The organism is Nocardioides ultimimeridianus (assembly GCF_054777895.1).
This window is the reverse complement of the sequence record NZ_BAAHAB010000013.1, coordinates 251530-274318: the sequence shown is the minus strand read 5'-3', so window position 1 is coordinate 274318 and position 22789 is coordinate 251530. Positions and strand designations below refer to the sequence as shown.

Annotated in this window: 28 protein-coding genes; 19 read left to right on the top strand and 9 right to left on the bottom strand. The window is 71.4% G+C overall.

Annotated features, from left to right (window positions below):
* Positions 1-5: 5 nt before the first annotated feature.
* The 13 genes from ACYU8V_RS14630 (at position 6) to ACYU8V_RS14570 (ending at position 9188) form a co-directional block, all read left to right on the top strand.
* Positions 6-449 carry a flagellar hook capping FlgD N-terminal domain-containing protein gene (locus tag ACYU8V_RS14630; protein WP_460848371.1) on the top strand — a complete coding sequence of 148 codons (444 nt, stop codon included), beginning with the start codon at positions 6-8 and terminating at the stop codon, positions 447-449.
* A 30-nt stretch (positions 450-479) separates the two neighbouring features.
* Positions 480-1328, top strand: coding sequence for a flagellar hook-basal body complex protein (locus tag ACYU8V_RS14625; protein WP_460848370.1), 849 nt, complete (start codon positions 480-482; stop codon positions 1326-1328).
* Between the two features lie 98 nt (positions 1329-1426).
* Complete coding sequence (locus tag ACYU8V_RS14620; protein ID WP_460848369.1) at positions 1427-1738, top strand: flagellar FlbD family protein; 312 nt, start codon at positions 1427-1429, stop codon at positions 1736-1738.
* Positions 1735-2511, top strand: a complete 777-nt coding sequence (locus tag ACYU8V_RS14615; protein ID WP_460848368.1) for a motility protein A — start codon at positions 1735-1737, stop codon at positions 2509-2511. The genes ACYU8V_RS14620 and ACYU8V_RS14615 overlap by 4 nt, the downstream gene beginning before the upstream one ends.
* Positions 2511-3431, top strand: coding sequence for an OmpA/MotB family protein (locus ACYU8V_RS14610; protein WP_460848366.1), 921 nt, complete (start codon positions 2511-2513; stop codon positions 3429-3431). The genes ACYU8V_RS14615 and ACYU8V_RS14610 overlap by 1 nt, the downstream gene beginning before the upstream one ends.
* Positions 3428-3871, top strand: a complete 444-nt coding sequence (locus ACYU8V_RS14605) for a flagellar basal body-associated FliL family protein (protein WP_460848364.1) — start codon at positions 3428-3430, stop codon at positions 3869-3871. Before ACYU8V_RS14610 ends, ACYU8V_RS14605 begins: the two co-directional genes overlap by 4 nt.
* A gap of 150 nt (positions 3872-4021) precedes the next feature.
* A complete protein-coding gene (locus ACYU8V_RS14600; RefSeq protein WP_460848363.1) occupies positions 4022-4963 on the top strand; it encodes a flagellar motor switch protein FliM in 942 nt (313 codons plus the stop codon).
* A complete protein-coding gene (gene fliN, locus ACYU8V_RS14595; protein ID WP_460848361.1) occupies positions 4960-5742 on the top strand; it encodes a flagellar motor switch protein FliN in 783 nt (260 codons plus the stop codon). The genes ACYU8V_RS14600 and fliN overlap by 4 nt, the downstream gene beginning before the upstream one ends.
* Positions 5742-6152: a FliO/MopB family protein gene (locus tag ACYU8V_RS14590; protein ID WP_460848360.1), complete on the top strand. Its 411-nt coding sequence runs from the start codon at positions 5742-5744 to the stop codon at positions 6150-6152. The genes fliN and ACYU8V_RS14590 overlap by 1 nt, the downstream gene beginning before the upstream one ends.
* A complete protein-coding gene (fliP, locus tag ACYU8V_RS14585; protein WP_460848359.1) occupies positions 6149-6967 on the top strand; it encodes a flagellar type III secretion system pore protein FliP in 819 nt (272 codons plus the stop codon). The genes ACYU8V_RS14590 and fliP overlap by 4 nt, the downstream gene beginning before the upstream one ends.
* Positions 6968-6970: 3 nt before the next feature.
* Positions 6971-7240, top strand: a complete 270-nt coding sequence (fliQ, locus tag ACYU8V_RS14580) for a flagellar biosynthesis protein FliQ (protein WP_460789806.1) — start codon at positions 6971-6973, stop codon at positions 7238-7240.
* Between the two features lie 36 nt (positions 7241-7276).
* On the top strand, positions 7277-8044 hold the full coding sequence (locus ACYU8V_RS14575; protein WP_460848358.1) for a flagellar biosynthetic protein FliR: 768 nt from the start codon (positions 7277-7279) through the stop codon (positions 8042-8044).
* A 4-nt stretch (positions 8045-8048) separates the two neighbouring features.
* Positions 8049-9188: an EscU/YscU/HrcU family type III secretion system export apparatus switch protein gene (locus ACYU8V_RS14570; RefSeq protein WP_460848356.1), complete on the top strand. Its 1140-nt coding sequence runs from the start codon at positions 8049-8051 to the stop codon at positions 9186-9188.
* 10 nt (positions 9189-9198) lie between these two features.
* Here ACYU8V_RS14570 and ACYU8V_RS14565 read toward each other — a convergent pair whose 3' ends face one another.
* Positions 9199-10380: a hypothetical protein gene (locus ACYU8V_RS14565; protein WP_460848354.1), complete on the bottom strand. Its 1182-nt coding sequence runs from the start codon at positions 10378-10380 to the stop codon at positions 9199-9201.
* A gap of 29 nt (positions 10381-10409) precedes the next feature.
* The gene (locus ACYU8V_RS14560) at positions 10410-11099 is read right to left on the bottom strand and encodes a pyridoxamine 5'-phosphate oxidase family protein (protein WP_460848353.1); all 690 of its coding nucleotides are present in this window, start codon (positions 11097-11099) and stop codon (positions 10410-10412) included.
* A 164-nt stretch (positions 11100-11263) separates the two neighbouring features.
* Between ACYU8V_RS14560 and ACYU8V_RS14555 the strand changes: the two genes are divergently transcribed.
* Both ACYU8V_RS14555 and ACYU8V_RS14550 read left to right on the top strand, forming a co-directional pair.
* Entirely contained in the window at positions 11264-13333 is a 2070-nt protein-coding gene (locus tag ACYU8V_RS14555) for a flagellar biosynthesis protein FlhA (RefSeq protein ID WP_460848352.1), read from the top strand.
* Entirely contained in the window at positions 13330-13755 is a 426-nt protein-coding gene (locus ACYU8V_RS14550; RefSeq protein WP_460848351.1) for a hypothetical protein, read from the top strand. Before ACYU8V_RS14555 ends, ACYU8V_RS14550 begins: the two co-directional genes overlap by 4 nt.
* A 47-nt stretch (positions 13756-13802) precedes the next feature.
* On the opposite strand, the gene ACYU8V_RS14545 is transcribed toward ACYU8V_RS14550, so the two are convergent.
* A complete protein-coding gene (locus tag ACYU8V_RS14545; RefSeq protein ID WP_460848350.1) occupies positions 13803-14582 on the bottom strand; it encodes a phosphatase PAP2 family protein in 780 nt (259 codons plus the stop codon).
* 156 nt (positions 14583-14738) lie between these two features.
* On the opposite strand from ACYU8V_RS14545, the gene ACYU8V_RS14540 reads away from it, so the two are divergent.
* The 3 genes from ACYU8V_RS14540 to ACYU8V_RS14530 are packed head-to-tail and all read left to right on the top strand — an operon-like array spanning position 14739 to position 16146.
* The gene (locus ACYU8V_RS14540) at positions 14739-15092 is read left to right on the top strand and encodes a metalloregulator ArsR/SmtB family transcription factor (protein ID WP_460848348.1); all 354 of its coding nucleotides are present in this window, start codon (positions 14739-14741) and stop codon (positions 15090-15092) included.
* Positions 15089-15754 carry an aquaporin gene (locus ACYU8V_RS14535; RefSeq protein WP_460848347.1) on the top strand — a complete coding sequence of 222 codons (666 nt, stop codon included), beginning with the start codon at positions 15089-15091 and terminating at the stop codon, positions 15752-15754. The genes ACYU8V_RS14540 and ACYU8V_RS14535 overlap by 4 nt, the downstream gene beginning before the upstream one ends.
* Positions 15751-16146 (top strand): arsenate reductase ArsC, encoded by a 396-nt coding sequence (locus tag ACYU8V_RS14530; RefSeq protein ID WP_460848346.1) that lies wholly within the window; start codon positions 15751-15753, stop codon positions 16144-16146. Before ACYU8V_RS14535 ends, ACYU8V_RS14530 begins: the two co-directional genes overlap by 4 nt.
* A 68-nt stretch (positions 16147-16214) precedes the next feature.
* Here the strand turns inward: ACYU8V_RS14530 and katG are convergent, their stop codons facing one another.
* Genes katG through ACYU8V_RS14500 form a run of 6 tightly spaced genes read right to left on the bottom strand, consistent with a single transcriptional unit; the run spans position 16215 to position 22187 of the window.
* Positions 16215-18404 (bottom strand): catalase/peroxidase HPI, encoded by a 2190-nt coding sequence (gene katG / locus ACYU8V_RS14525; RefSeq protein ID WP_460848344.1) that lies wholly within the window; start codon positions 18402-18404, stop codon positions 16215-16217.
* Positions 18405-18439: 35 nt separating this feature from the next.
* Entirely contained in the window at positions 18440-18865 is a 426-nt protein-coding gene (locus ACYU8V_RS14520; protein WP_460848343.1) for a Fur family transcriptional regulator, read from the bottom strand.
* A gap of 32 nt (positions 18866-18897) precedes the next feature.
* Entirely contained in the window at positions 18898-19815 is a 918-nt protein-coding gene (locus ACYU8V_RS14515; protein ID WP_460848342.1) for a sucrase ferredoxin, read from the bottom strand.
* Positions 19816-20952 carry a cupin domain-containing protein gene (locus ACYU8V_RS14510; RefSeq protein ID WP_460848340.1) on the bottom strand — a complete coding sequence of 379 codons (1137 nt, stop codon included), beginning with the start codon at positions 20950-20952 and terminating at the stop codon, positions 19816-19818.
* Positions 20953-21177 carry a hypothetical protein gene (locus ACYU8V_RS14505; RefSeq protein WP_460848338.1) on the bottom strand — a complete coding sequence of 75 codons (225 nt, stop codon included), beginning with the start codon at positions 21175-21177 and terminating at the stop codon, positions 20953-20955. It lies immediately after the preceding gene.
* A gap of 53 nt (positions 21178-21230) precedes the next feature.
* Positions 21231-22187 (bottom strand): glutathione S-transferase family protein, encoded by a 957-nt coding sequence (locus ACYU8V_RS14500; protein ID WP_460848337.1) that lies wholly within the window; start codon positions 22185-22187, stop codon positions 21231-21233.
* Between the two features lie 99 nt (positions 22188-22286).
* On the opposite strand from ACYU8V_RS14500, the gene ACYU8V_RS14495 reads away from it, so the two are divergent.
* Entirely contained in the window at positions 22287-22523 is a 237-nt protein-coding gene (locus ACYU8V_RS14495) for a hypothetical protein (protein ID WP_460848335.1), read from the top strand.
* The last annotated feature ends 266 nt before the right edge of the window (positions 22524-22789 follow it).

The window sequence follows — 22789 nt, the reverse complement described above, 5'->3', positions numbered from 1 at the left end:
ACCCCATGACCGTCTCCGCCACCGAGGGCGTGACCGGACCGTTCTCGACCCCGATCAGCGCCGCGGCCACCAGCAACACCAGCAGCCTCGGGGACCAGAACACCTTCCTGCAACTGATGGTCGCGCAGATGAAGTACCAGGATCCGATGAACCCCACGGACTCCAGCCAGTTCCTCTCCCAGACCGCGCAGTTCACGGCGCTGGAGAAGATGACGAGCGTCGCCGACCAGATGTCGGCGCTCGTCCAGTCGCAGATGGCGTTCGGGGCCGGAGCGATGATCGGCCAGACCGTGCACTGGACCGACGACAACGGCGCGACGCAGACGGGCACCGTCAGCGGCGCCTCGTTCCTGTCCACCGGACCGACCCTCACCATCGACGGCGCCTCGGTGCCCCTCACCTCGGTGACGTCCGTGGGCGCCACCCCTTCCAGCTCGACGGCCGTCTGACCGCCGGACCACCACCCAAGGAGAAACACCATGCTGCGTTCACTCTTCGCCGGCATCAGCGGCCTGCGCACCAACCAGACCATGCTCGACGTCACGGGCAACAACATCGCCAACGCCAACACGGTCGGCTACAAGTCGAGCGGGACGGTCTTCTCCGACACGCTCTCGCAGATGCTCACCGCGGCCTCCGGCGGCAGCCCGACCCTGGGCGGCACCAACCCGATCCAGATCGGGCTCGGCGTCCAGCTCGCCGCGACCAACCTCAACTTCAACCAGGGCTCGGCCGAGACCACTGGCCGCTCGACCGACCTGATGCTGCAGGGCGACGGGTTCTTCGTGCTGCGCGACGGCCAGGAGGACGTGTACAGCCGGGCCGGGGCGTTCAGCTTCGACCAGAGCGGCAACCTCGTCGCGCCCGACGGCAAGACCGTCCAGGGCTACGCCCTGGACGCGACCGGCACCGCCACCGGCGGTCCGGTCGACATCAACCTGAACATGATCAACGGCAGCCTGCCCGCCGGCGTCCAGCTCAAGGCCTACAGCATCGCCTCGGACGGCAAGATCCGCGGCGTCTTCTCCGACGGCGTGCAGCGCGACATCGGCCAGATCGCGGTCGCCAACTTCACCAACCCGATGGGCCTGCAGAAGATCGGCGACACCGAGTTCCGCGAGTCCGCCAACTCCGGTGCCGTGCAGCTCGGCGTGGCCAACCAGGGCACGAACGGCTCGATCGTGGCCGGCGCGCTGGAGATGTCGAACGTCGACCTGTCCCAGGAGTTCACCAACCTGATCCTCGCCCAGCGCGGGTTCCAGGCGAGCGCCCGCGTGATCACCACGTCGGACTCGGTGCTCGAGGAGCTCGTCAACATCAAGCGCTGACCCGTGTGAGGCTCAGAACGCCCTCCCCGTTGCCGATGGGGAGGGCGTTCCGGCCAAGGACGGCCACCACGAACGACAACGCACACGGAGGTGCGCCGATGATCACGCTCACCCGGCTCTCGGGCACGGCGTTCCTCTTGAACGCCGACCTGATCGAGCGCGTCGACGCCACACCGGACACGGTGATCACGCTGGTCGACGGCACCAAGTACGTCGTCGGCGAGCCGCTCGAGGTGGTGCTCGCCGAGGTGCTGGACTACCGCGCCCGGATCGTGGCGCGCGCCGCCTTCTTCGAGAGCGCGTCGGTGCCGCCGAGCATCCCGCCGGCGGGTTCGACGATGGGCGCGGGTCGCCTGTCCGCCGTACCGACCCATCCCGACCGCCGCCACAACCGGGGGGAGGACCGATGAAGGACCCGGCAGCGATGATCGGGGTCGGCGTCGGCTTCGCCGTCATCCTCGTCGCGAACGTCCTCGAGGGCGGCAACCCGATGAGCCTGGTCGAGGTCGCGCCGATCCTGCTGGTGCTCGGCACCACCACCATGGTGACGGTGGCCGGCGGCTCGATGGCCGACGCGAAGGCCGCGGTGAAGAACCTCAAGCGCGCCTTCACCGCCGGGGTCGCCCCCGCGAACGACCTGGTCCCCCAGGTGGTCCAGCTCGCCGAGCGCGCTCGCCGCGAGGGCCTGCTGGCGCTGGAGGACGCGGTCAAGGACATCCCCGACCCGTTCCTGGTCAAGGGCGTCACGATGGCCATCGACGGCACCGACCCCGAGGAGCTGCGCGACATCCTCGAGGCCGAGCTGCGCGCCAAGCGCCGCGACGACAAGCAGGCCGCCAAGTTCTTCTCCGACGCCGGCGGCTATGCGCCCACCATCGGCATCATCGGCACGGTCATGGGCCTGGTGCACGTCCTGGAGAACCTCTCCACGCCGGAGACCCTGGGCCCGCTCATCGCGGGTGCGTTCGTGGCGACGCTGTGGGGCGTCATGAGCGCCAACGTGATCTGGCTGCCCATCGGCAACCGGTTGGTCCGCATCGGCGAGCTGGAGCGGGCCCGGATGGAGGTCGCGGTCGAGGGCGTCGCCGCGATCCAGGCCGGCGCCAACCCGCGCCTGGTCGCCGAGAAGCTGCGCTCGCTGCTGCCGGCCGACGCGTCCGAGCCCGACTCGAAGGCCGCGTGATGTCCACCAAGACGCCGGTACGGCGACGTGCCCACCACGACGAGGAGCACGAGGAGCACGCCGGCGGGCACGAGCGCTGGCTGGTGACCTACGCCGACATGGTGACCCTGCTGATGGTGCTCTTCATCGTGATGTTCGCGATGTCGACCGTGGACGCGACCAAGTTCAAGGCGCTCAAGGACGGCCTGGCGAAGGGCTTCGGCCACTCGGTCTCGATCCTCAGCGGGTCCAGCCCGCTGCTCGATGACGAGGGCGCCACGACGCCGGGCACATCGCCCATCGACACGCTGATCAACAGCCTGCCCGCCTCGCAGCGCGCGGCCGCCAGCCAGGTCCTGCACAAGATCGACCAGGCGCGGGCAGAGACCCAGCAGCAGGCCGCCAAGGTCGAGGTGCGCCGGCTGGTCAAGGTCTGGCGCAAGATCGACGCCGCGCTCAAGCAGCAGGGCCTGCGCGGGGACGTGCAGGCGACGGTCGACGAGCGCGGTCTCGTGGTCAGCCTGGTCTCGCGGCACGTCGTGTTCCAGCCCGACGTCGCCACGCTCACCGCCCGCGGCCTGCGCGTGGTCGACACCATCGCGCCCGTGCTCGCCCAGCTGCCGGAGCCGATCGAGCTCGACGGGCACACCAACCAGGAGCACGTGCACCCGAAGTACTACCCGACCGACTGGGAGCTGTCCGCCGCGCGTGCGGTGAACGTGCTGCGCCGCCTGCAGGAGCACGACGGGATCCCGGCCCGCCGCCTGGAGGCCACCGGCTTCGGGCACACCAAGCCGCTGATGGACCCGTCGCTGAGCGGGTCGCAGGAGATCAACAAGCGCGTCGACGTGGTCGTGCTCTCGCAGGCCCCGCCGGAGACCCGCGCCCTGTTCAAGAAGGTGTACGACCAGATGCAGAACGAGATGGGGAGCAAGTCATGAGCACGGCCGTCATGCAGCCCGACGCGGGCACCGCGACCGACGACGCCAAGGGGTCGAAGAAGAAGCTGATCATCGGCGTCGTCGTCCTGCTCCTCGCCGTCGGCGGCGCCGGCTACTGGTTCTTCCTCAAGCCCAGCGGCTCCAGCGCCCCGAAGCCCGGCGCCGTCGCGCCCCTGGACTCGATCCAGATCAACCTCGCCGGTGGGCACTACCTGCGGCTCGGGATCGCGCTGCAGCTCACCACGAGCGCGGGCAAGGACCCGATCGACGGCAGCAAGGCCCTCGACGCCGCCATCGACGTCTTCTCCGGTCTCCCGGTCGCCGAGGTCAACAAGCGCTCCCAGCGCGAGAAGCTGCGCAACGAGCTCGACAAGGACCTGGAGAAGGCCTACGACGGCGACGTCATGGACGTCTACTTCACCGAGTTCGTCACGCAGTAGCCCTCGCACCGCGCGGTCGTCAGGTTGAGCGGGTCGTATTCCGGCCCGCTCAACCTGACGACCCGGGATGTTGTCCCGGAATCTACGGACCCTCGGCCAGTTCGTCCCAGGAGGGCTCAGCCGGCGACCCCCGGCACCGATGTGGCGCACGTGACCCCTGCCCCGACCGCCGGCACCGGCAGCCGGACGCGTCGCCGCCCGCGTGCGAGCGAGCCGACGCCGTACGACTTCCGGCGACCCATCCAGCTCTCCCGCGAGCACCAGCGGACCCTGCAGCTGGGGTTCGACGGCTTCGCGCGGCAGGCGACCACGGTTTTCACGAGCTCGCTGCGCACGGTGTGCTCGGTGACGCTGGTGGAGATCGCCCAGCGCACCTACGCGGAGTACGTCGACAGCCTCGGTGCCTCGACGTACATGACGCTGTTCTCGGCCGATCCGATCCCGGGCACCGGGGTGCTCGAGATCCCGCTGTTCGCCACCATGTCGTGCATCGACCACATGCTCGGCGGCCCCGGCTCCGACGAGCAGCCCGAGCGGCCGCTGACCGAGATCGAGGACGGCGTGATCCGCGGCCTCATCGAGCGGCTGCTCAGCGAGATGCGCTACTCCCTCGCCCCGATCGTGGCCCTGGAGCCGACCGTTTCGGGCGTCGAGTACAGCCCGCAGTTCGCCCAGGTCGCGGGGGCGGCCGACGTGATGGTCGTGGTCACCTTCGAGCTGCGCATCGGCGAGCAGCCGCACGGGCTCACCGTCTGCCTGCCGTTCTCGGGGCTGCTGCCGCACCTGGCCAACGCCAGCGGCAACGGCGCTGTCTCCGACCGCGAGAAGGCCCAGCGCGCGCACTCGGCCCGGCTGCTGCAGGAGCAGTTCTCGCAGGTGCCGGTCGAGGTCGCCGTACGGCTGCGGCCGATCGACCTGGCGCCCGCCGCCATCGCCGAGCTCAAGCCGGGCAGCGTGCTGCGGCTGACCCACCCGGCCGCGGCACCCCTCGAGGTCAGCTTCGCCGGCTCCACCTACGCCCACGCCACCCCGGGAGCCCGCGGCCAGCGGCTCGCGGCGCTCATCGTCACCACCCCTCCGGAGGACCAATGACCGACCAGAACCTCGCCGAGTCCGTCGCCGACGCGACCGCGGCCCTGCTGCCGGCGGTGACGGCGCTGACCGTGGCGCCCGCGCAGCCGGGCTCGCCGCACGTGCTCTCGGCGTTCGCCGGCGCGGTGCGCGCCGAGCTCGACGGCGTCCCCGGCTGCGTGGTGGTCTGCATCGGCCAGGAGCTGGTCGACGCGCTCGCCTCCTCGCCGATGGGGTCCCTCGACCTGGCCGCCGCCGTCCAGCCCGCGCTCGATGCCGCGGCCGCCCGGCTCGGCGCCCGCGCCCGCACGGCGCAGCGGCTGGACACCGACGCCGACACGTTCTCGATCACCGACGTGGTGGGCGCGGAGTTCACCACGATCCCGGTCATCGGCACCGGCATCGCGGCCGCCATCCTGCTCCCCCAGGCCACCCTGGACGGTGCCGGCGAGCCGCTCGCGCCCGCCGCTCCCCTGCCGGAGGTGCCGGACACCCCGGCCGCCCTGTCCGAGGAGCCCTTCGTCCCCGCCTTCGGTACGCCGGCCCCGGTCGTCCGCGGCCTGGAGATGCTGCAGGGCGTCGACATGGAGGTCACCGTCGAGCTCGGCCGCACACGGATGACGGTGCGCGACCTGCTCGCCCTGACCCCCGGTGCGGTGCTCGAGCTGGACCGGGCGGCCGGCAGCCCCGCCGACCTGCTCGTCAACGGCCGCCTCGTCGCGCGCGGCGAGGTCGTCGTGATCGACGAGGACTTCGGCCTGCGGGTCACCGAGATCGTCGACGCGGCAGCCACGGTCTGATGTCCGACACCAGCGTGGTCGGCCTCGGGGTCCGGCTCATCGGCTCGCTCGGGATCGTGGTCGGCCTACTGTTCCTGCTGGCCCGCTTCGCCAACAAGCGCTTCAAGTCCTCCACCGGCGCGACCGTGCAGGTCGTCGCACGCCAGTCCCTGACCCGCTCGTCCGGTGTCGCGGTCCTGGCGGTGGGATCCCGCGTCCTCCTCGTCGGTACGACGGACCAGCAGGTCAGCCTGCTCGCCGAGCTCGACCCCGACGACCTGCTGGCCGAGGAGCCTCTCGACGTACCCGTGCCGGCTCACAGCTCCGGATCGCCGCTCTCCGGCTCCCTCCTCTCACCCGCGACCTGGAAGCAGACCATGGCCGTCTTCACCGGCTCTCCCCCTCCACCCGAGGAACGCGAAGCGTCATGATCGGGACCCTGCGCAGACCCCTCCGACTTGTCTCCCTGAGCCTCGTCGGTGCGCTGGTCCTGATCCTCACCTCGACGGCCGGCGCCGCGTTCGCCGACCCCACCAAGCCGTCCGGGCCCAAGGGCCCGCACGGCCCCGGCAGCGGTCACGTCACCGTCGACCTCACCGGCCTGACCGACAAGCCCAGCAACAGCCTGGTCACCCTGATCGCGCTGACCCTGATCAGCCTGCTGCCGGCCATCCTGCTCACCTGCACCAGCTTCACCAAGGTGCTCGTGGTGCTCGGCCTGACCCGCAACGCGCTGGGCCTGCAGCAGACGCCGAACAACCAGGTGCTCGCCGGACTGGCGCTGTTCCTGAGCCTGTTCATCATGTCGCCGGTCATCTCGCAGGTGAACCACGACGGCGTCCAGCCCTACCTGCACGGCAAGCAGACGTCCGCCCAGGCCTTCCACAACGGGATGGAGCCGCTGCGCAGCTTCATGCTCGACAACACCGACGACCACGAGCTGGAGCTGCTCACGTCGGTGGCGCACCGCGACCTTCCGCAGAACCGCGACGACGTTCCGACCGCCACCCTGATCCCGGCGTTCATCCTGTCCGAGCTCAAGGACGCCTTCATCATCGGCTTCATCATCTTCATCCCGTTCCTGGTGATCGACATGGTCGTCAGCGGGGCGCTGATGAGTCTGGGCATGATGATGATGCCGCCGGTGATGGTGTCGCTGCCGTTCAAGCTGCTGCTGTTCGTGATGGTCGACGGCTGGGCCCTGGTCATCAAGTCCCTGGTCGCCTCGTACGCCGGCGGGGGCTGAGCCATGACCGACACCACGATCATCGAGATCGCCCTCAAGACCATGGTGGTCGCGCTGGAGCTGGCCGCGCCCATCCTCGCCACCGCGCTGGTGATCGGCTTCGCCGTGTCGCTGTTCCAGTCCATGACGCAGATCCAGGAGTTCACCCTCAGCTTCGTGCCGAAGGTGATCGGGATCGGCCTGGCGCTGCTGTTCAGCGGCAACTGGATGCTGCACACGCTGATGTCGTTCACCGACAACCTGTTCGCGATGGTCCCGCGGCTGCTCGCCTGATCGGCCACCGACCCATGACCCTCCGATGACCATCCCATGACCATCTCCGTCGACGGCGCCTCACTGATCGCCCTGCTGCTGGCCAGCGTCCGGGTGATCAGCTGGCTGTCCGTCGTACCTCCCTTCGCGACCGGGGGCATCCCGGTCACCGGCCGGGTCGTGCTCTCCCTGGGGCTGTCGCTCGACATGGCGCCCACGCTGGCGACCCGGCACCTGCCGAACACCACTCCCGAGCTGCTGATCGCCGTGCTGGCGCAGGTCGTCGTCGGGGTGGCGATGGGCTTCGTGACGATGCTGATCTTCTCGACCGTCGCGGCCGCCGGCTCACTGATCGACATCTTCGGCGGGTTCTCCGTGGCCGCGGCGTACGACCCGCTCGCGATGAACTCCAACGCCGTCTTCGGCCGCTTCCACCAGATGCTGACCGTGCTGCTGATGATGGTGTCCGGCGGCTACCTGCTGGTGATCGGCGGGCTGCTCACCAGCTTCAACTTCATCGGCCTGGACGGGATGCCGGACATCCACTCCTGGCCCGCGGTCGTGACCACGGCGTTCTCGATGTTCTTCACCACCGCGCTGCAGATCGCGCTGCCGCTGATCGCGGTGCTGTTCGTGTGCGACCTCGCGCTGGCCCTGATGACCAAGGTCGCGCCGCAGCTCAACGCGATGAACGTGATGTACCCCGCGAAGGTCGGCCTGTCGCTGATGCTCGTCGGGCTGTGCTTCCCGATGCTGCCCGGCGCGACGGACCGGCTCGTCGAGCTCACCAACCAGGCGCTGTCCACGATGAGCGGGGCGGGGTGAGCACGTGAGCGGGGGCGGCAGCGGGGAGAAGACCGAGAAGCCCACCGCGAAGCGCAAGAAGCAGGCCCGCAAGGACGGTCAGGTCCCCCGTACGCCGGAGCTCGGCGCCTGGCTCTCGATGCTGGTCGTGTCGATGGCGATCGGGCCGCTGTTCCGCCTCGAGGCCGGGCACGTGCGGACGATGCTGGTCACCCACCTCACCGCGGCGGCGCACCCGTCGACCTCGGTGGCCTTCACCCTGCTGCGCAGCGACTCGCTGCACCTGATCATGGTGCTGGCCGTCTTCGGCTCGCTGGTGCTGGCGGTGAGCCTGATCGCAGCCGTCGCGCAGGGCGGGTTCTACCTCTCCCCCAAGCTCGCCAAGCCGAGCGCGAAGAAGCTCAACCCGATCGCCGGCGCCAAGCGCATCCTCGGCCCGCACGCCTGGTGGGAGGGCGTGAAGATGCTGGCGAAGACCAGCGTCGTCGCCCTGATCGCCTACCAGACGGTGCGCGGGATGATGCCGCTGGTCGGCGGGCTGGTGCCCATCGAGTCGGTCATCTCGATCACCTCCTCGCGGATCACCCACCTGCTGGTGACCGTCACCATCGCCGGGCTGGTCATGGCGGCCGCCGACTACGCGATGCAGCGCCGCCGGATCGGCAAGCAGCTGAAGATGTCGCACCACGAGATCAAGCAGGAGCACCGGCAGTCCGAGGGCGACCCGCTGGTGAAGTCGGCGATCCGCTCGCGCCAGCTCGCGGCCGCGCGCAACCGGATGCTCGCCGACATCGCCGATGCCGACGTGCTGCTGGTCAACCCGACCCACTTCGCGGTCGCGCTGCGCTACCAGCCCGAGCGGGGCGCGCCGCGGGTCGTCGCGCGCGGCGCGGGCGCGATCGCCGTACGGATCCGTGAGCGGGCCCTGGAGGAGCGGGTGCCGATGGTGCGCGACGTACCGCTCACCCGGGCGCTGTACCGCTCCACCGAGGTCGGCATGGAGATCCCGCGCGAGCTCTGGGCGGCCGTCGCCCAGGTGCTCGCCTACGTGCTGTCGCGCCGCGCGGCGGGACAGTACGGCGGCGAGCACCGCACCCCGCGCCAGACCGACGAGCTGCCCGAGGTGCTCAGCGCGGCGCGGCGGAAGCGGCGACGGGCGACCTGACGCGTGGGGGTCAGCTCGTGACGCGGAAGGTCGTGGAGCAGAGCTTGGGCGTCGTCAGCGTCTCGATCGCCGTGTTCGACGTGACCGCTCCCGCGGTGCTGACCCGGAAGAACTTGCCCACGTAGGCGTGCAGGTCGTCGGTGATGATGTACGACGTCCCGCCCGACCCGATCTGGAAGGAATGGGTGGGGCCGGTGTTGTGCTGGGTACCCGTGCACGCCGCCGCATCCGCGGCCGCGAGCGTGTCGTACGGGCCCCAGATGGTCGCCGTCTCGTCGACCGACGTCGTGTAGTGGAACCCGGCGAAGCTCAACCGCAGCTGGACCGGGCCAGCCGACGCCGACCGGTTCAGGCTCGCGTCGCCCGAGGGGCTCGTCAGCGACCAGTTCACGGCCTCCAGGGAGTACATCGCCCCCGACCAGGCGCCGTCGCTCGACTGGGCGGCGTTCGAGACGACCACGGCCCACCGGTACACGCCCGAGGACGACAGCGTCCCCGTCGGCAGCGAGTACGTGCCGTTGCCCGACACCGGCACCTGGAACGACTGGGCCGAGTCGTAGCTGCAGGCGTCGCAGGGCGACGGGCCCCAGAGGACCACCGAGGCCGTCGCCGAGCCGCGCAGGTTGCTCACGGTGAACGACCCGCCCACCGCCGAGCCCTTCCACACCTGACCTGCGTTGGCCGCGACCGTCACCGTCGGCGCCGGGATCGTCGCGGCACACGAGGACGTGCCGCTGCTGTAGTGGGCCAGCACCATCCGCTGCGTCCGGGCGACGCTGCCGCTGCGGCTGAGCCAGCGGATCACGGTCAGGACGCGGTAGCGCCCCTCGGCCGGGTAGGGCACGGCCAGGGTGAGCTGGGGCATCGTGGTCGTGGTGGCGGCGAGGAGCGGGGTGCGCTTCTGGGTGGACCCGTCGACCGTCGTCCAGGAGGAGCCGACCAGACGCTGGAGGCCGGCCTGGTAGCGGGAGTGCTGGCGCACGTGGTGGGTGCGGAACCAGTCCTGCTCCCGCACGCGGGGGCCCTTGGCCACGATCGAGGTCAGCTGGTTGTCGCCGTAGCGGCACACCGATGCGGTGGCCGGCTGGGAGGCGAGCGAGGTGGTCGCCGCCTGCGAGGACGCGGTGAGGCCCGCCGTGAGGATGGCGGCGGACGCGAGGGCGGCCACGACCGCCCGAGAACGGATCGCCATGGCGGGACGATAACCCGGGAGCGGCCGGGTCAAACCATCGACGCGAGCGCCTCCGCGCGCGCCGCGACGTCGGCCGGCACCGGCCCCGTGGCCCGTGGGTCGGGGACGACCGGGTCCGCGGTCCGGCGTACCGGGATCACACCGGCCCAGATGCCCGCCGCGACGTCCTCCGGCTCGTCGTCCGGGTCGCCCTCGGAGACCTTGAGCGAGGCCTCGGCGAGCGGCAGCGCGAGCACCTGGGTGGCCGCCAGCTCCTTGCGGGTGGCGGGCCGCAGGGTCGCGGCACGGCCGGGGATCATGTGGTCGACGATGAGGTCCAGCGCGTGCCCGCGCTCCTCCTCGCCGGTCACCACGCGCGCCTCGCCGATGATCACGGCGGCGCGGTAGTTCATCGAGTGGTTGAAGCCGGAGCGGGCCGCGACCAGCCCGTCGATCTCGGTGACGGTCAGGGACACCGGTCGGCCGGCGGCGCCGGCCATCCAGCCCGCCGCGACCGAGGCGTGCAGGTAGATCGTGCCGCCCTCGTCGGGACCGTCCGGGTCGACGGCGTACGCGATCGGCATCGCCACCGGGAAGCCGCCGCGGTCGATCGCGAGGTGCCCGATCAGGGCCTCGTCGAGAAGCGCGTGCAGCCGGTCGCGGTCATCGACCTGGTGGTGCCTCTCACGGGTGAGCCGGGTCCGCGGCGTCGGGGAGAGCGGTGCGTCGGTACGGGGCATGTCGTCACGGTAGACGGCCGCGACCAAAGTCCCGGTCGGCCCACTCGATCGACCCTCAGATGACACCGTCGTACGCCGATCAGCCCCCTAGCGCCAGGACGGCGCGACCCATCGCAGTGCCACGGACGGCGCTCCGCCCGATCGCTCGACTGCAGAGGCCGCCCGTGTCCAAGAAGACGCTGCACCAGCTCGGTGTCCCGATGGGCATCGTGATGATCGTCGTGATGCTCGTCGTGCCGCTGCCCGCGATCGTGCTCGACATGCTCATCGCGCTCAACATCACCGGCGCGCTGCTCGTCCTGATGGTCGCCATGTTCATCCACCGGCCGCTCGACTTCGCCGCGTTCCCCAGCGTCATCCTGGTGATGACGCTGTTCCGGCTCGCGCTCAACGTCAGCGCGACGCGGCTGGTCCTGCTCGACGGGTACGCCGGCAAGGTGATCGGCACCTTCGGTCACTTCGTCGTCGGCGGATCGCTGATCGTCGGCCTGATCGTCTTCGCGATCCTGCTCGTCATCCAGTTCATCGTCATCACCAACGGCGCCGGCCGCGTCGCGGAGGTGGGCGCGCGTTTCACCCTCGACGCGATGCCCGGCAAGCAGATGGCCATCGACGCCGACCTCAACTCCGGCCTGATCAGCGAGGACGAGGCACGGCGCCGTCGCGCCGAGGTCCACGCCGAGGCCGACTTCCACGGCGCGATGGACGGTGCCTCGAAGTTCGTCAAGGGCGACGCCATCGCCGCGATCGTGATCACCCTGGTCAACCTGATCGGCGGCCTGGGCATCGGCCTGGCGCAGATGCACATGCCGATCAAGGACGCCATCAACACCTACTCGCTGCTGTCCATCGGCGACGGCCTGGTCTCCCAGATCCCGGCCCTGCTGCTGTCGGTCGCCACCGGCCTGATCGTCACCCGCGCCGTCAGCGACGGAGACATGGGGTCCGACATCGTCGGCCAGATCCTGGCCCGCAAGATGCCGCTGCGGGTCGCCGGCGGCGGCGCCGTCGCGCTCTGCCTGATCCCCGGCCTGCCGAAGCTGCCGTTCCTCATCGCCGGCGGGCTGATGCTCATCGCGTCGAGCCGGGTGGACGAGTCGGTGCCCGCGCTGGCCGCCGACGCCGCGGACGCCCCGGCCGCCAACCCCGACTCCCCCGAGCTGCTGGCGGCCGAGATCCGGGTCGACCCACTGGGTCTGGAGCTGTCCGCGGACCTGATCGACCTGGTCGACCAGCGCACCGGCGGCGACCTGCTGGAGCGGGTCAAGGCACTGCGCCGGAAGGTGGCCGGCGAGCTCGGCATCGTCATCCCGCCGGTCCGCACCCGGGACAACCTCGAGCTGCCGCTCAACACCTACACGATCAACCTCTTCGGCGCCGAGGTCGCGCGCGGCGAGGCGCCGCGGGGCACCGTCCTGGCGATCGGCGACTTCCTCGGCTCGCTCCCCGGTACGCCGACGCGCGAGCCCGTCTTCGGCCTCGAGGCCAAGTGGATCCCGGCCGAGCTGCGCCACCAGGCCGAGATCGCCGGCGCCACGGTCGTCGACCGGGCCTCGGTGATCACCACGCACCTGGCCGAGGTCGTCCACCACCACGCCGGCCGCCTGCTCGGCCGCGAGGACGTCCGGCTGCTCACCGACGTCGTCAAGCGCACCCACCCGGTCGTCGTCGAGGAGCTCACGCCGTCGCACCTGTCGCTCGGCGAGCTGCAGCAGGTCCTGCGGGCGCTGCTGGCCGAGAACGTGCCGATCCGCGACCTCGTCCGGATCTTCGAGGCGCTGTCGGTGCGGGCGTCGATCTCGAAGGACGGCGACGGCCTGATCGAGGCGGCCCGTGCCGCGCTCGACCCGGCCCTGGCAGCGCCGTACCTGGCGAACGGGGTGCTCTCCGCCATCAGCTTCGAGCCGGTCCTGGAGCAGAACCTGCTCGAGGGCCTGCGGCAGACCGAGTCCGGCGCGGTCCTCGTGCTCGACCCGGACCTCGCGCAGCACGTGCTGGTCTCCCTCGCGCAGCTCGCCACGGCCGCGGAGAACCAGAACCTCCAGCCGGTGCTGGTGTGCGCGCCCCAGATCCGGCTGGCCGTACGCCGCCTGGTCGCCCCCGCCGTCGAGCGGCTCCCCGTCCTGGCCTACACCGAGCTGGGCGCCGCCCGGCAGGTGCAGTCGGTCGGGGTCGTGGCCGTGCGCCCGCCCGCATCGGGACGAGTCGGGGCTGAGCTGGTGGCCGCCGGATGAGCGCGAAGAAGAAGACCGTCGAGGTCGCCGTCGTACGCCGCCCGCGGCCCGCTCCGCGCCCCTTCATCGACGCCCGGCTGCTGCTGCTCGCCGCGGTCATCGCCTCACCCGCGGCGTACCGATCCTCGCAAGGACTGCTCTCCCCCTCCGCCGCACTGGACCGGTTCCTGCTCATCGCGGCCGGGTGCCTGGTCCTGTCCGCGGTGCTCCGCATGGTCTGGCCGCTGGTCGTCGGCGAGAGCACACCGCCCGCGGCCGCCCCGTCCACCGCGTCGGGTGGGCCCACCTCGTCCATCTCGTCCACCTCGCCCGCGCTGGAGCCGACCCTGGTCGACGACGGCATGGGCCTCCCGCCGGTGGGCTCGGGCCTGGACCTGCTCGAGGACGTCGGCGACCCGACCTCCCTGCTCGACCTGCCCTGAGGCGGCAGTCCTCTGCGGGGTCGGTCCTGGGCCGCCTTACCGGCCCGCTACACCCGCCCCGATGACAGGCGGACCCACCGGTCGACCCGCCCCGCGACCGCCGGCAGCAGGCCGCCGGACACGGCCTCGACGAGCACCCGCAGCATCAGCGCGCCGAAGAGCGCACCGGCGACCAGGTCGGTCAGCCAGTGGGTGCCGATCGCCCACGACACCGCGGCCGCGTTGAGGCCGACCACGATCCACACCGACTTGACCCGGCGGGCGTGGGCGGCGCTCCAGCCGGGGAACGCCAGGTGCAGCAGCAGCACGCACGAGCCGAAGATGAGCACGACCTCGGAGGTGTGCCCGCTGGGGAAGGCCATGCCGTACTTGCCGTGGTGGAGGTACCCGCCGGCCCAGTACGACGGCGTGCCGAACCGGGGCGCGTCCTTGGCGAAGAGCAGCTTCACCAGCCCGGTGAAGTAGAACAGCGCCTCCGTCGTACCGCCGACGAGCAGCGGCAGGCTGGAGCGCATCCGGATCGTGAGCGCGACCACGAGCGCGGCCAGCACCAGGCCCTCGCCGCCCTGGCTGGCGATGTGGTCGAGGCAGCCCCGGACCACCCCGTAGCCCCACATCCCGGGCCGCAGCGGCCGCAGGTAGGTCAGGCCGTCGACGTGCCGGCCGAGGGGTGACAGGGCGAACGCGGCGAACCCGACGAAGACCACCAGACCGGTGCGCAGGTCGAGCAGGTACGGGAACCGATCGCGGACCGCGCGCGGGGTCCACGAGCGGCCGGCGACCGCGGTATCGGTCGCCGGCCGCCCGAGCAGTGCGGATCGCGACATCAGTCCATCGTGACCACGCGATCGCTCAGCAGCAAACCGTCGAGCAGCAATCCTCGTCACAGCAGCCGTCCATCACGCACCTCCTCCCGCTCCCTGTATCGATGACTGTCGATGTTCACCTTGCGCCCGACCATCGACGGATGTCAATATTGATGGGTGTCGAAGTCTCTGCAGCTCACGCCGGTCCAGCAGGTCGCCTGCTGCTCCCCGCTGACGTCCGAACCGCTCACCCGGGAGCAGGCCGAGCAGGTCGCGCCCCTGCTCAAGGCCATCGCCGATCCGGCCCGCCTCCGGCTGCTCTCCCTCGTTGCCGCGCACGAGAACGGCGAGGCCTGCGTGTGCGACCTGAACGAGGCCTTCGACCTCTCCCAGCCGACCATCAGCCACCACCTCAAGGTCCTGCACGAGGCGGGCCTGCTGGACCGCAGCAAGCGCGGGACCTGGGTCTACTACGCCGTACGCCGGGACGCCCTCGCCGACGTGGCCGCCCTGCTGGGCGGGGCCCGATGACCTACCTGGTCCGTCGCGCCGTCGCCGAGCTGCTCGGGACCGCGTTCCTGGTGGCGTCGGTCATCGGGTCGGGCGTGATGGCGAGCCGGCTGTCGCCCCGCGACGTCGGCCTGCAGCTGCTGGAGAACTCCCTGGCCACCGCGGGCGCGCTGGTCGCGCTGATCATCGCCTTCGGCTCGGTGTCCGCGGCCTTCAACCCCGTGGTGACGCTGGTGGAGGTGGCCCGCGGCAACGTCTGGCTGCTCGAGGGCGTGGCGCTCGTCGTCGCCCAGCTGGTCGGCGGCGTGCTCGGCGCGATCGGCGCGAACCTGATGTTCGACCTGCCCGCTGTCATGTTCTCCACCCACCACCGCGCGACGCCGGCGCACCTGTTCGCCGAGGTCGTCGCGACCGTCGGCCTGCTCCTGGTGATCCACGGTGCGCTGCGGCGCGTCCACCTGGAGTCGATCGCGATCGCCGTCGCCGGCTACATCGCGGCGGCGTACTGGTTCACGTCCTCGACGTCCTTCGCGAACCCGGCGGTCACCGTGGCCCGGATGCTCAGCGACACGTTCGCGGGGATCGCGCCGGCCAGCGTGCTGCCGTTCATCGGCGCACAGGTCGTCGGCGGGGTCCTCGGCTACCTGCTCCTCTCGTTCCTGCACCCCAAGGAGACCCCATGACCCGCCCGACCGTCCTGTTCGTCTGCGTCCACAACGCGGGCCGCTCCCAGATGGCCGCCGGTTACCTCCAGCACCTCGCCGGTGACCGGATCGAGGTGCTCTCGGCGGGCTCGCAGCCGGGTGACGCGATCAACCCGGTGGCCGTCGCCGCGATGGCCGAGGAGGGCATCGACATCGCCGGCAACCAGCCGAAGGTCCTGACGACCGAGGCCGTGCAGGCCTCGGACGTGGTGATCACGATGGGCTGCGGCGACGAGTGCCCCTACTTCCCCGGCAAGCGCTACGAGGACTGGGTGCTGGACGACCCGGCCGGGCAGGGCATCGAGGCGGTGCGGCCGATCCGCGACGAGATCCGCCGGCGCATCGAGGCCCTTATCGCGTCGCTCGCCTGAAGAACCCGAAGGGTCGTCATGCTGACGACGGCCGTGAGGCCGGTGTCAGCATGACGACCCGACGTGAGTCAGCGCAGGTCGAACCGGTCCGCGTCCATGACCTTCACCCACGCGGCGGCGAAGTCCTGGACGAACTTCTCGGCGGCGTCGGACGACGCGTAGACCTCGGCCAGGGCCCGCAGCTGCGAGTTGGAGCCGAAGATCAGGTCGTTGGCGGTGGCGGTCCACTTGACCTCGCCGGTGGCGGTGTCGCGGATCTCGTAGACGTTCGCCTCGCCCTCCGACGCCTTCACCTGCGTGCCGGGGGCCAGCAGGTTGGTGAAGAAGTCGTTGGACAGTACGCCGACGCGGTCGGTCAGCAGACCGTGCTTGCTATCGCCCACGTTGGCACCGAGCGCCCGCATGCCGCCCACGAGGACGGTCATCTCCGGCGCGGTCAGGTCGAGCATGTAGGCCCGCTCGACCAGCAGCGTCTCGACCGGCAGCTTCTCGTCGGGGCGGATGTAGTTGCGGAAGCCGTCGCCGCGCGGCTCGAGCACCGCGAAGGACTCGACGTCGGTCTGCTCCTGGGTGGCGTCGGTGCGCCCACCGTGGAACGGGACGGTGATGTCGACGCCCGCGTCAGCGGCCGCCTTCTCGACCGCTGCGGTGCCGGCCAGGACGATCAGGTCGGCCAGCGAGATCCTGCCCGAGGCGGCCTGGACCTGCTCCAGCTTGGCGATGGTCGCGTCGACACCCGCGTTGACCGCCCAGCCGCGCTGCGGCTCGAGGCGGATCCGGGCGCCGTTCGCGCCACCGCGCTTGTCGGTCGAGCGGAAGCTCGCGGCCGAGGCCCACGCGGCCTTGACCAGCTCGCTCACGGTCGCGACCTCGAGGACCTTCGCCTTGAGGTCGGCGAGCTCGGCGTCGCTGAGCTCGCCCAGCGTCGCCGCCGGCACCGGGTCCTGCCACAGCTGCGGCTCGGGGACCCACGGGCCGAGGTAGCGCGCCACCGGACCCATGTCACGGTGCAGCAGCTTGTACCAGGCCTTGGCGAACGCCTGCGCGAACTCGTCGGGGTTCTCCAGGAAGCGCTTCGAGATCGGTCCGTAGATCGGGTCGAAGCGCAGCGCGAGGTCGCTGGTGAGCATGGTCGGCTTGCGCTTGGGCGAGTCGGCGGCCGGGCCGGGGATGATCTCCTCGGCGTCCTTGGCGACCCACTGGTGCGCGCCGGCGGGCGACTTCGTGAGCTCCCACTCGTAGCCGAACAGGATCTCGAAGAACCGGTTGCTCCACTGCGTGGGCTTGTCGGTCCAGGTGACCTCCAGGCCGGAGGTGATCGCGTCCGCGCCCTTGCCCGAGGCGTACGACGACTTCCAGCCCAGGCCCTGCTCCTCGAGCGGAGCGGCCTCGGGCTCGGGGCCGACCAGGGCGGCGTCGCCCGCACCGTGGGTCTTGCCGAAGGTGTGGCCGCCGGCGATCAGCGCGACGGTCTCCTCGTCGTTCATGGCCATCCGGCCGAAGGTGTCGCGGATGTCGCGGGCCGAGGCCAGCGGGTCCGGGTTGCCGTTGGGGCCCTCGGGGTTGACGTAGATCAGGCCCATCTGGACCGCGCCGAGCGGGTCGTTGAGCCGGCGCTCCTCGGAGCTGGCGTAGCGCTCGTCGCCGAGCCAGGTGTCCTCCGAGCCCCAGTAGATCTCCTCGGGCTCCCAGGTGTCGGCGCGGCCGAACGCGAAGCCGAAGGTCTCGAAGCCCATGTCCTCGAGCGCGACGTTGCCGGCCAGGACGAGCAGGTCGGCCCAGGAGATCTTCTGGCCGTACTTCTGCTTGACCGGCCACAGCAGGCGGCGGGCCTTGTCCAGGTTGCCGTTGTCGGGCCAGGAGTTGAGCGGGGCGAAGCGCTGCTGGCCCTCGCCGGCACCGCCGCGGCCGTCGTAGATCCGGTAGGTGCCGGCGGCGTGCCAGGACAGCCGGATCATCAGGCCGCCGTAGTGACCGAAGTCCGCGGGCCACCAGTCCTGCGAGGTGTGCAGGACCTCGGCGACGTCGGCCTTGAGCGCCTCGACGTCGAGCTTGGCGAACTCCGCGGCGTAGTCGAAGTCCTCGCCCAGCGGGTTGCCCGCGGTCGAGTGGGCGTGCAGGACCGACAGGTCGAGCTGGTTGGGCCACCAGTCCTTGTTGGTGCGCGGGTGCGGCACCTGGGCCTGGGGCGAGTCGATCGCCGGGTTCTCGCTCTCGCTGCCGCCGTGTGCGACCGGGCAGCCGTCGGTGTTGCTCATCTGCTTCCTTCCCGATGGGGGTTTGCTGGAGGAACTCATGAAGTTGCGGTGGCGCACGCAGGGCACGTGCCCCAGTAGATGACCTCGGCCTCGTCGATGGCGTAGCCGTGGTCGTTGTCCGCGGTGAGGCACGGCGTGTGCCCGACCGCGCAGTCCACGTCGGCGATCCCGCCGCAGGTGCGGCACACGACGTGGTGGTGGTTGTCCCCGACCCGCGCCTCGTAGCGCGCGACCGAGTTGGCGGGCTGGATCCGGCGGATCAGCCCGGCGGCGGTGAGCGCGCGGAGCACGTCGTACACGGCCTGGTGCGACACGTCCGGCAGCTCCTCGCGGACGGCCGCGATGAGCGCGTCGGTGTCGGCGTGCGGACGCTCTCCGATCGCCGCGAGCACGGCCAGCCGCGGCCGCGTGACCCGCAGGTCCGCCCCCCGCAACTGCTGCTCGAAGTCGGTCGTCGTCACATCACGCAGTCAACCGCATAATCTTGAACGAATCAAGAAAGGACAGGAGAAATCTCGATGGCGTGTCGGGGCACCGGGTTGGCGCGCGCGGCCTGGCAGGTCAGCAGGGCGGTTCCGTCGGTGGTCGTCCGCACCACCACGTCGTACGCCGCCGGGCCGGCCGCGAACCGCGCCGTCGTCAGCGTCCCCTCGCGCCGCGCCCGCAGCAGCCGCACGTCGTCGATGCCGGCCAGTCCCTCGCGCCGGCGCAGCGCGATCTCGGCGGCCTGGACCGCCATCGGGTACGACGACCGCCCGCGCAGGTGCCCCAGGTCGACCCGGCCGCCGAGGTGGGCCGCGGCGACATCGAGTGCCGACCCCTCGTCCAGCCGCCCGTAGTAGAGGCCGTGCGGCAGGGCCACGAGGTTGCCCGCGAACCGGTCGCCACCGATGTGCGAGACCTCCCAGGTCTGCTCGGGGTGGGCGCGGGCGAGCGCCAGCGCGACGGGCCGGCCGCGCTCGGCGCAGCAGGCGTCGTGGCGGCCGTTGGTGCACACGGCGAGCACGTCCCCGGCGTACGGCGCGAGGCCGGTGGACCCGCCGTCGCGGAAGCCGGGCAGGTCGAGGTCGAGCACCTCCCGCAGGTCCGCGACCGTGCCGCGCTCGAGACGGGGTGCGACGGGATCGGCGTACGCCGCCAGCACGGTGGGCCGCTCCGGGTCCCGGCGCGCGCCGGGCCGTCGGATCAGCAGCACCTTCGCCCGGTGGGCGGCCGCCAGGTCACGCAGCGCCGGACCGAGCCCGGGCGGCAGCCGGGCGTCCAGCAGCGCGGTGGCGCCCCAGGGTCCGGTGTGCTCGAGCAGCAGCCAGGTCCGGACGTGGGTCGCGCTGCCGGCCAGGTCCTCCCCGCGGTGCAGGGCGTCCTGTGCGCACCGGAACGCCGTGGCCGATCGGGCGTCGCCGGACACCACTCAGTCCACAACCTCGAGCAACCCCTCGCGGACCAGCCGCCGGCACAGCACGAGCCGGCTCTGCGGGTCGAGGTGCGCGGCCAGGTCGGCGGGCCGGAGCTCGGTGCGCGAGCGGACCTCCTCGAGGGCGGGACGCAGCCGCGCCGGCACCTCCAGCGCCCGGTCGCCGAGCAGCACCTCGATCCGGCCACCGTCCGGCAGGTCCTGCAGCACGCACGGGTGCCCGGGGCGGCGGCGCAGCGCCGTCGTGTCGGTGAGCCCGTCGCGCAGGGCGAGTCCATCGGTCAGGCCGCCGGAGACCCGGGTCGGGCGGGTGGTGAGGAAGCGGCGTACCTCCGCCCGGGCCGCGCCCCCTGCCTCCACCGCCGCGACTCGCTCGGCCAGCGCGGCGAGCTGCTCCGCGAGACCGGCCGAGAGCACGTCGGGCTCATCCAGGTAGCCGGCCGGCAGGTGGGTGTCGGGGACCGCGGCCAGTGCGCTCTCGACGGTACGCCGGAGCAGGCCGCGCCAGGTCAGCTGGTTGACGCCGACGGTGACGTGCAGCGATACCTCCTGCTCGGTGCGCGCGGCGTACGGCGTGCCGGCGGGCAGGTACATCGCGACGCCCGGCTCGAGGGTGAGCTCCTCACGTCCGTCGGGTCCGTGGATCTCCCATTGCTTGCGGCCCGCGGTCTGGAAGACGAAGACGTCGTGGGCGTCGGAGTGCAGCGCGAAGCCCTGGGCGCCGGGCGGGGTCAGGTAGGCGTTGGCCTGGCAGGGGTGCCCGAGCTCCAGCTCCAGCCGGGCGACCAGCTCGGCGAGCGGCTCGTGGTAGCGGTGCAGCCCCTGCAGCACCAGCGTCGCGCCCTCCTCGAACAGCGCGAGCGCACGGCGCGGGTCGACCAGGCCGCTCAGCGGCTTGCCGGCGAGGCTCGCGCCCCTGCGGGTGTACGTCGACTCCTCCAGCACGCTGCCGTCGCGTGCGACCCGCACGGCCGGCGTCCGCACGGCGCTGGCGGTCAGCAGCCGGTCGACGTCGGCCAGCCGGAGCAGGCCGACCAGCCGGTCGGGGTCGGTGCGGTGGACGTGCGCGCGGGACGCCCAGACCTTGTCCTGGAAGGTCTGGGCGTCCCCCGTGAGCAGCTCGAGGGCGCTCACTCAGCCGGCAGCACCGTCGGTGCCGTCGGTCCCGTCACCGTCCGTGGCGTCGCCATCGGTGCCGTCGGTCCCGTCACCGTCCGTGGCGTCGCCGTCGGTGCCGTCGGTGCCGTCCGTGCCGTCGGCGTCGCCGCCGCCGTAGGACTCGCCCTGCCCGGGCAGCGGCTCACCCTCGGAGGTGAGCATGTCGTCGTCGTTGAGCGGCTCTTCGGGAGTCGTGGTCATCGGGACCTCCTGGTCGGGGTTGCTGGCCCGAGCGGTACCCCGAGGAGCGTGCCCTATGCGCGCCCGTGCGGCTCCAGCCAGACCTGCGGATCGGGCCCCTTCGGCACGATGCCGGTGGGGTTGATGTCCCGGTGGACCACGTAGTAGTGCGCCTTGATCTGGTCGAAGTCGATCGTCTCCCCGAAGCCGGGCGTCTGGAACAGGTCGCGCGCGTAGCCCCACAGGTTCGGCATCTCGGTGAGCTTGTTGCGGTTGCACTTGAAGTGGCCGTGGTAGACCGCGTCGAAGCGCGCCAGGGTCGTGAACAGGCGGACGTCGGCCTCGGTGATGGCCTCGCCCATCAGGTAGCGCCGCGTCGCCAGGCGCTCCTCGAGCCAGTCCAGCGCGGTGAAGAGCCGGTCGTACGCCGGGTCGTACGCCTCCTGCGAGCCGGCGAAGCCGCAGCGGTAGACGCCGTTGTTGACCTCGGTGAAGACCCGGTGCATCACCTCCTCCATCTCCTCGCGGACATCGCTCGGCCAGAGGTCGGGCGCGTCGGGGCGATGGTGCTCGCGCCACTCGAAGAAGAGGTCGTGGGTGATCCACGGGAAGTCGTTGGTGACGACCTTGCCGGAGGCCACCTCGACGATCGCGGGCACGGTGACGCCCTTGGGGTAGTCGGGGATGCGGGCGTCGTACGCATCGCGCAGGAAGTGGATGCCGAGCACCGGGTCCATGCCGTCCGGGTCGAGGTCGAAGGTCCAGCTGCGCTCGTCGTGGGTGGGCCCGGGCGCGCCCCAGGACAGCACCTCCTCCAGCCCCAGCAGGTTGCGCACGATGATGCTGCGGTTGGCCCACGGGCAGGCCTTCGCGGCGATCAGCCGGTAGCGACCCGGCTCCACCGGCCACAGCGGTACGTCGGTGGGCTGGTCGCGGGGCGGTCCCCCCTCGGCGGTGATCCTGTCCGGGATGTAGGTCATGTCCCGCTCGTAGGCCTTGCCCTGGTCGACGTACGACTGCTTTCCCGTCATACCTGTGCACGGTAGCGCCGGTGTCACACTTCGGTCGTCCCGCGCGTCGACACTGCGTATCCCCGGTAGCCCCGGTATCCCGACCTGAAGGATGGAACGATGAAGACGATGACCTGCCAGCAGCTCGGCGGCCCCTGCGACCTGGCGCTCTCCGGCGACACCGCCGACGAGGTGATCAAGAAGCAGGACCAGCACCTCAAGGACATGGTGGCCGCCGGCGACGAGGCCCACGTCCCCGCCCGCAACGAGATGAAGGGCCGCTGGAAGCGCCCGATCGCCGGGATGGGCTGGTACCGCGACGTGAAGAAGGCCTTCGCCGCCCTCCCGGAGAGCTAGCCTCCGGCGGTGCTCGGGCACGGGGCTGGTCTCGGGCGGCCGCACCTTAGCCGCCCGGTCCCCGGCGTCAAGGATGCTCGCTTCGCTCGCCCCGCTGCGCGGCGCTTCGCGTCCTTGACCCCGGGTCCCTACCGGGCGGCAGGACGGCGCGACAACGGCACGGGCTTCGCCCGCGCCGCCGCTACGCGGCCGCCACGGAAGGGTCATCGTCTTCGGGGAGTCCGCCCGGCGTGTGGTGCCGGGCGGACTCCCCCTAACGTCCTGCG

What these genes read in the sequence shown, in the direction of transcription:
- ACYU8V_RS14630 (WP_460848371.1), top strand. Translation starts at nt 6, where the DNA reads ATGACCGTCTCCGCCACCGAGGGCGTGACCGGACCGTTCTCGACCCCG.
- ACYU8V_RS14625 (WP_460848370.1), top strand. Translation starts at nt 480, where the DNA reads ATGCTGCGTTCACTCTTCGCCGGCATCAGCGGCCTGCGCACCAACCAG.
- ACYU8V_RS14620 (WP_460848369.1), top strand. Translation starts at nt 1,427, where the DNA reads ATGATCACGCTCACCCGGCTCTCGGGCACGGCGTTCCTCTTGAACGCC.
- ACYU8V_RS14615 (WP_460848368.1), top strand. Translation starts at nt 1,735, where the DNA reads ATGAAGGACCCGGCAGCGATGATCGGGGTCGGCGTCGGCTTCGCCGTC.
- ACYU8V_RS14610 (WP_460848366.1), top strand. Translation starts at nt 2,511, where the DNA reads ATGTCCACCAAGACGCCGGTACGGCGACGTGCCCACCACGACGAGGAG.
- ACYU8V_RS14605 (WP_460848364.1), top strand. Translation starts at nt 3,428, where the DNA reads ATGAGCACGGCCGTCATGCAGCCCGACGCGGGCACCGCGACCGACGAC.
- fliN (WP_460848361.1), top strand. Translation starts at nt 4,960, where the DNA reads ATGACCGACCAGAACCTCGCCGAGTCCGTCGCCGACGCGACCGCGGCC.
- ACYU8V_RS14590 (WP_460848360.1), top strand. Translation starts at nt 5,742, where the DNA reads ATGTCCGACACCAGCGTGGTCGGCCTCGGGGTCCGGCTCATCGGCTCG.
- fliP (WP_460848359.1), top strand. Translation starts at nt 6,149, where the DNA reads ATGATCGGGACCCTGCGCAGACCCCTCCGACTTGTCTCCCTGAGCCTC.
- fliQ (WP_460789806.1), top strand. Translation starts at nt 6,971, where the DNA reads ATGACCGACACCACGATCATCGAGATCGCCCTCAAGACCATGGTGGTC.
- ACYU8V_RS14575 (WP_460848358.1), top strand. Translation starts at nt 7,277, where the DNA reads ATGACCATCTCCGTCGACGGCGCCTCACTGATCGCCCTGCTGCTGGCC.
- ACYU8V_RS14565 (WP_460848354.1), bottom strand. Translation starts at nt 10,380, where the DNA reads ATGGCGATCCGTTCTCGGGCGGTCGTGGCCGCCCTCGCGTCCGCCGCC.
- ACYU8V_RS14560 (WP_460848353.1), bottom strand. Translation starts at nt 11,099, where the DNA reads ATGCCCCGTACCGACGCACCGCTCTCCCCGACGCCGCGGACCCGGCTC.
- ACYU8V_RS14550 (WP_460848351.1), top strand. Translation starts at nt 13,330, where the DNA reads ATGAGCGCGAAGAAGAAGACCGTCGAGGTCGCCGTCGTACGCCGCCCG.
- ACYU8V_RS14545 (WP_460848350.1), bottom strand. Translation starts at nt 14,582, where the DNA reads ATGTCGCGATCCGCACTGCTCGGGCGGCCGGCGACCGATACCGCGGTC.
- ACYU8V_RS14535 (WP_460848347.1), top strand. Translation starts at nt 15,089, where the DNA reads ATGACCTACCTGGTCCGTCGCGCCGTCGCCGAGCTGCTCGGGACCGCG.
- ACYU8V_RS14530 (WP_460848346.1), top strand. Translation starts at nt 15,751, where the DNA reads ATGACCCGCCCGACCGTCCTGTTCGTCTGCGTCCACAACGCGGGCCGC.
- katG (WP_460848344.1), bottom strand. Translation starts at nt 18,404, where the DNA reads ATGAGCAACACCGACGGCTGCCCGGTCGCACACGGCGGCAGCGAGAGC.
- ACYU8V_RS14505 (WP_460848338.1), bottom strand. Translation starts at nt 21,177, where the DNA reads ATGACCACGACTCCCGAAGAGCCGCTCAACGACGACGACATGCTCACC.
- ACYU8V_RS14500 (WP_460848337.1), bottom strand. Translation starts at nt 22,187, where the DNA reads ATGACGGGAAAGCAGTCGTACGTCGACCAGGGCAAGGCCTACGAGCGG.
- ACYU8V_RS14495 (WP_460848335.1), top strand. Translation starts at nt 22,287, where the DNA reads ATGAAGACGATGACCTGCCAGCAGCTCGGCGGCCCCTGCGACCTGGCG.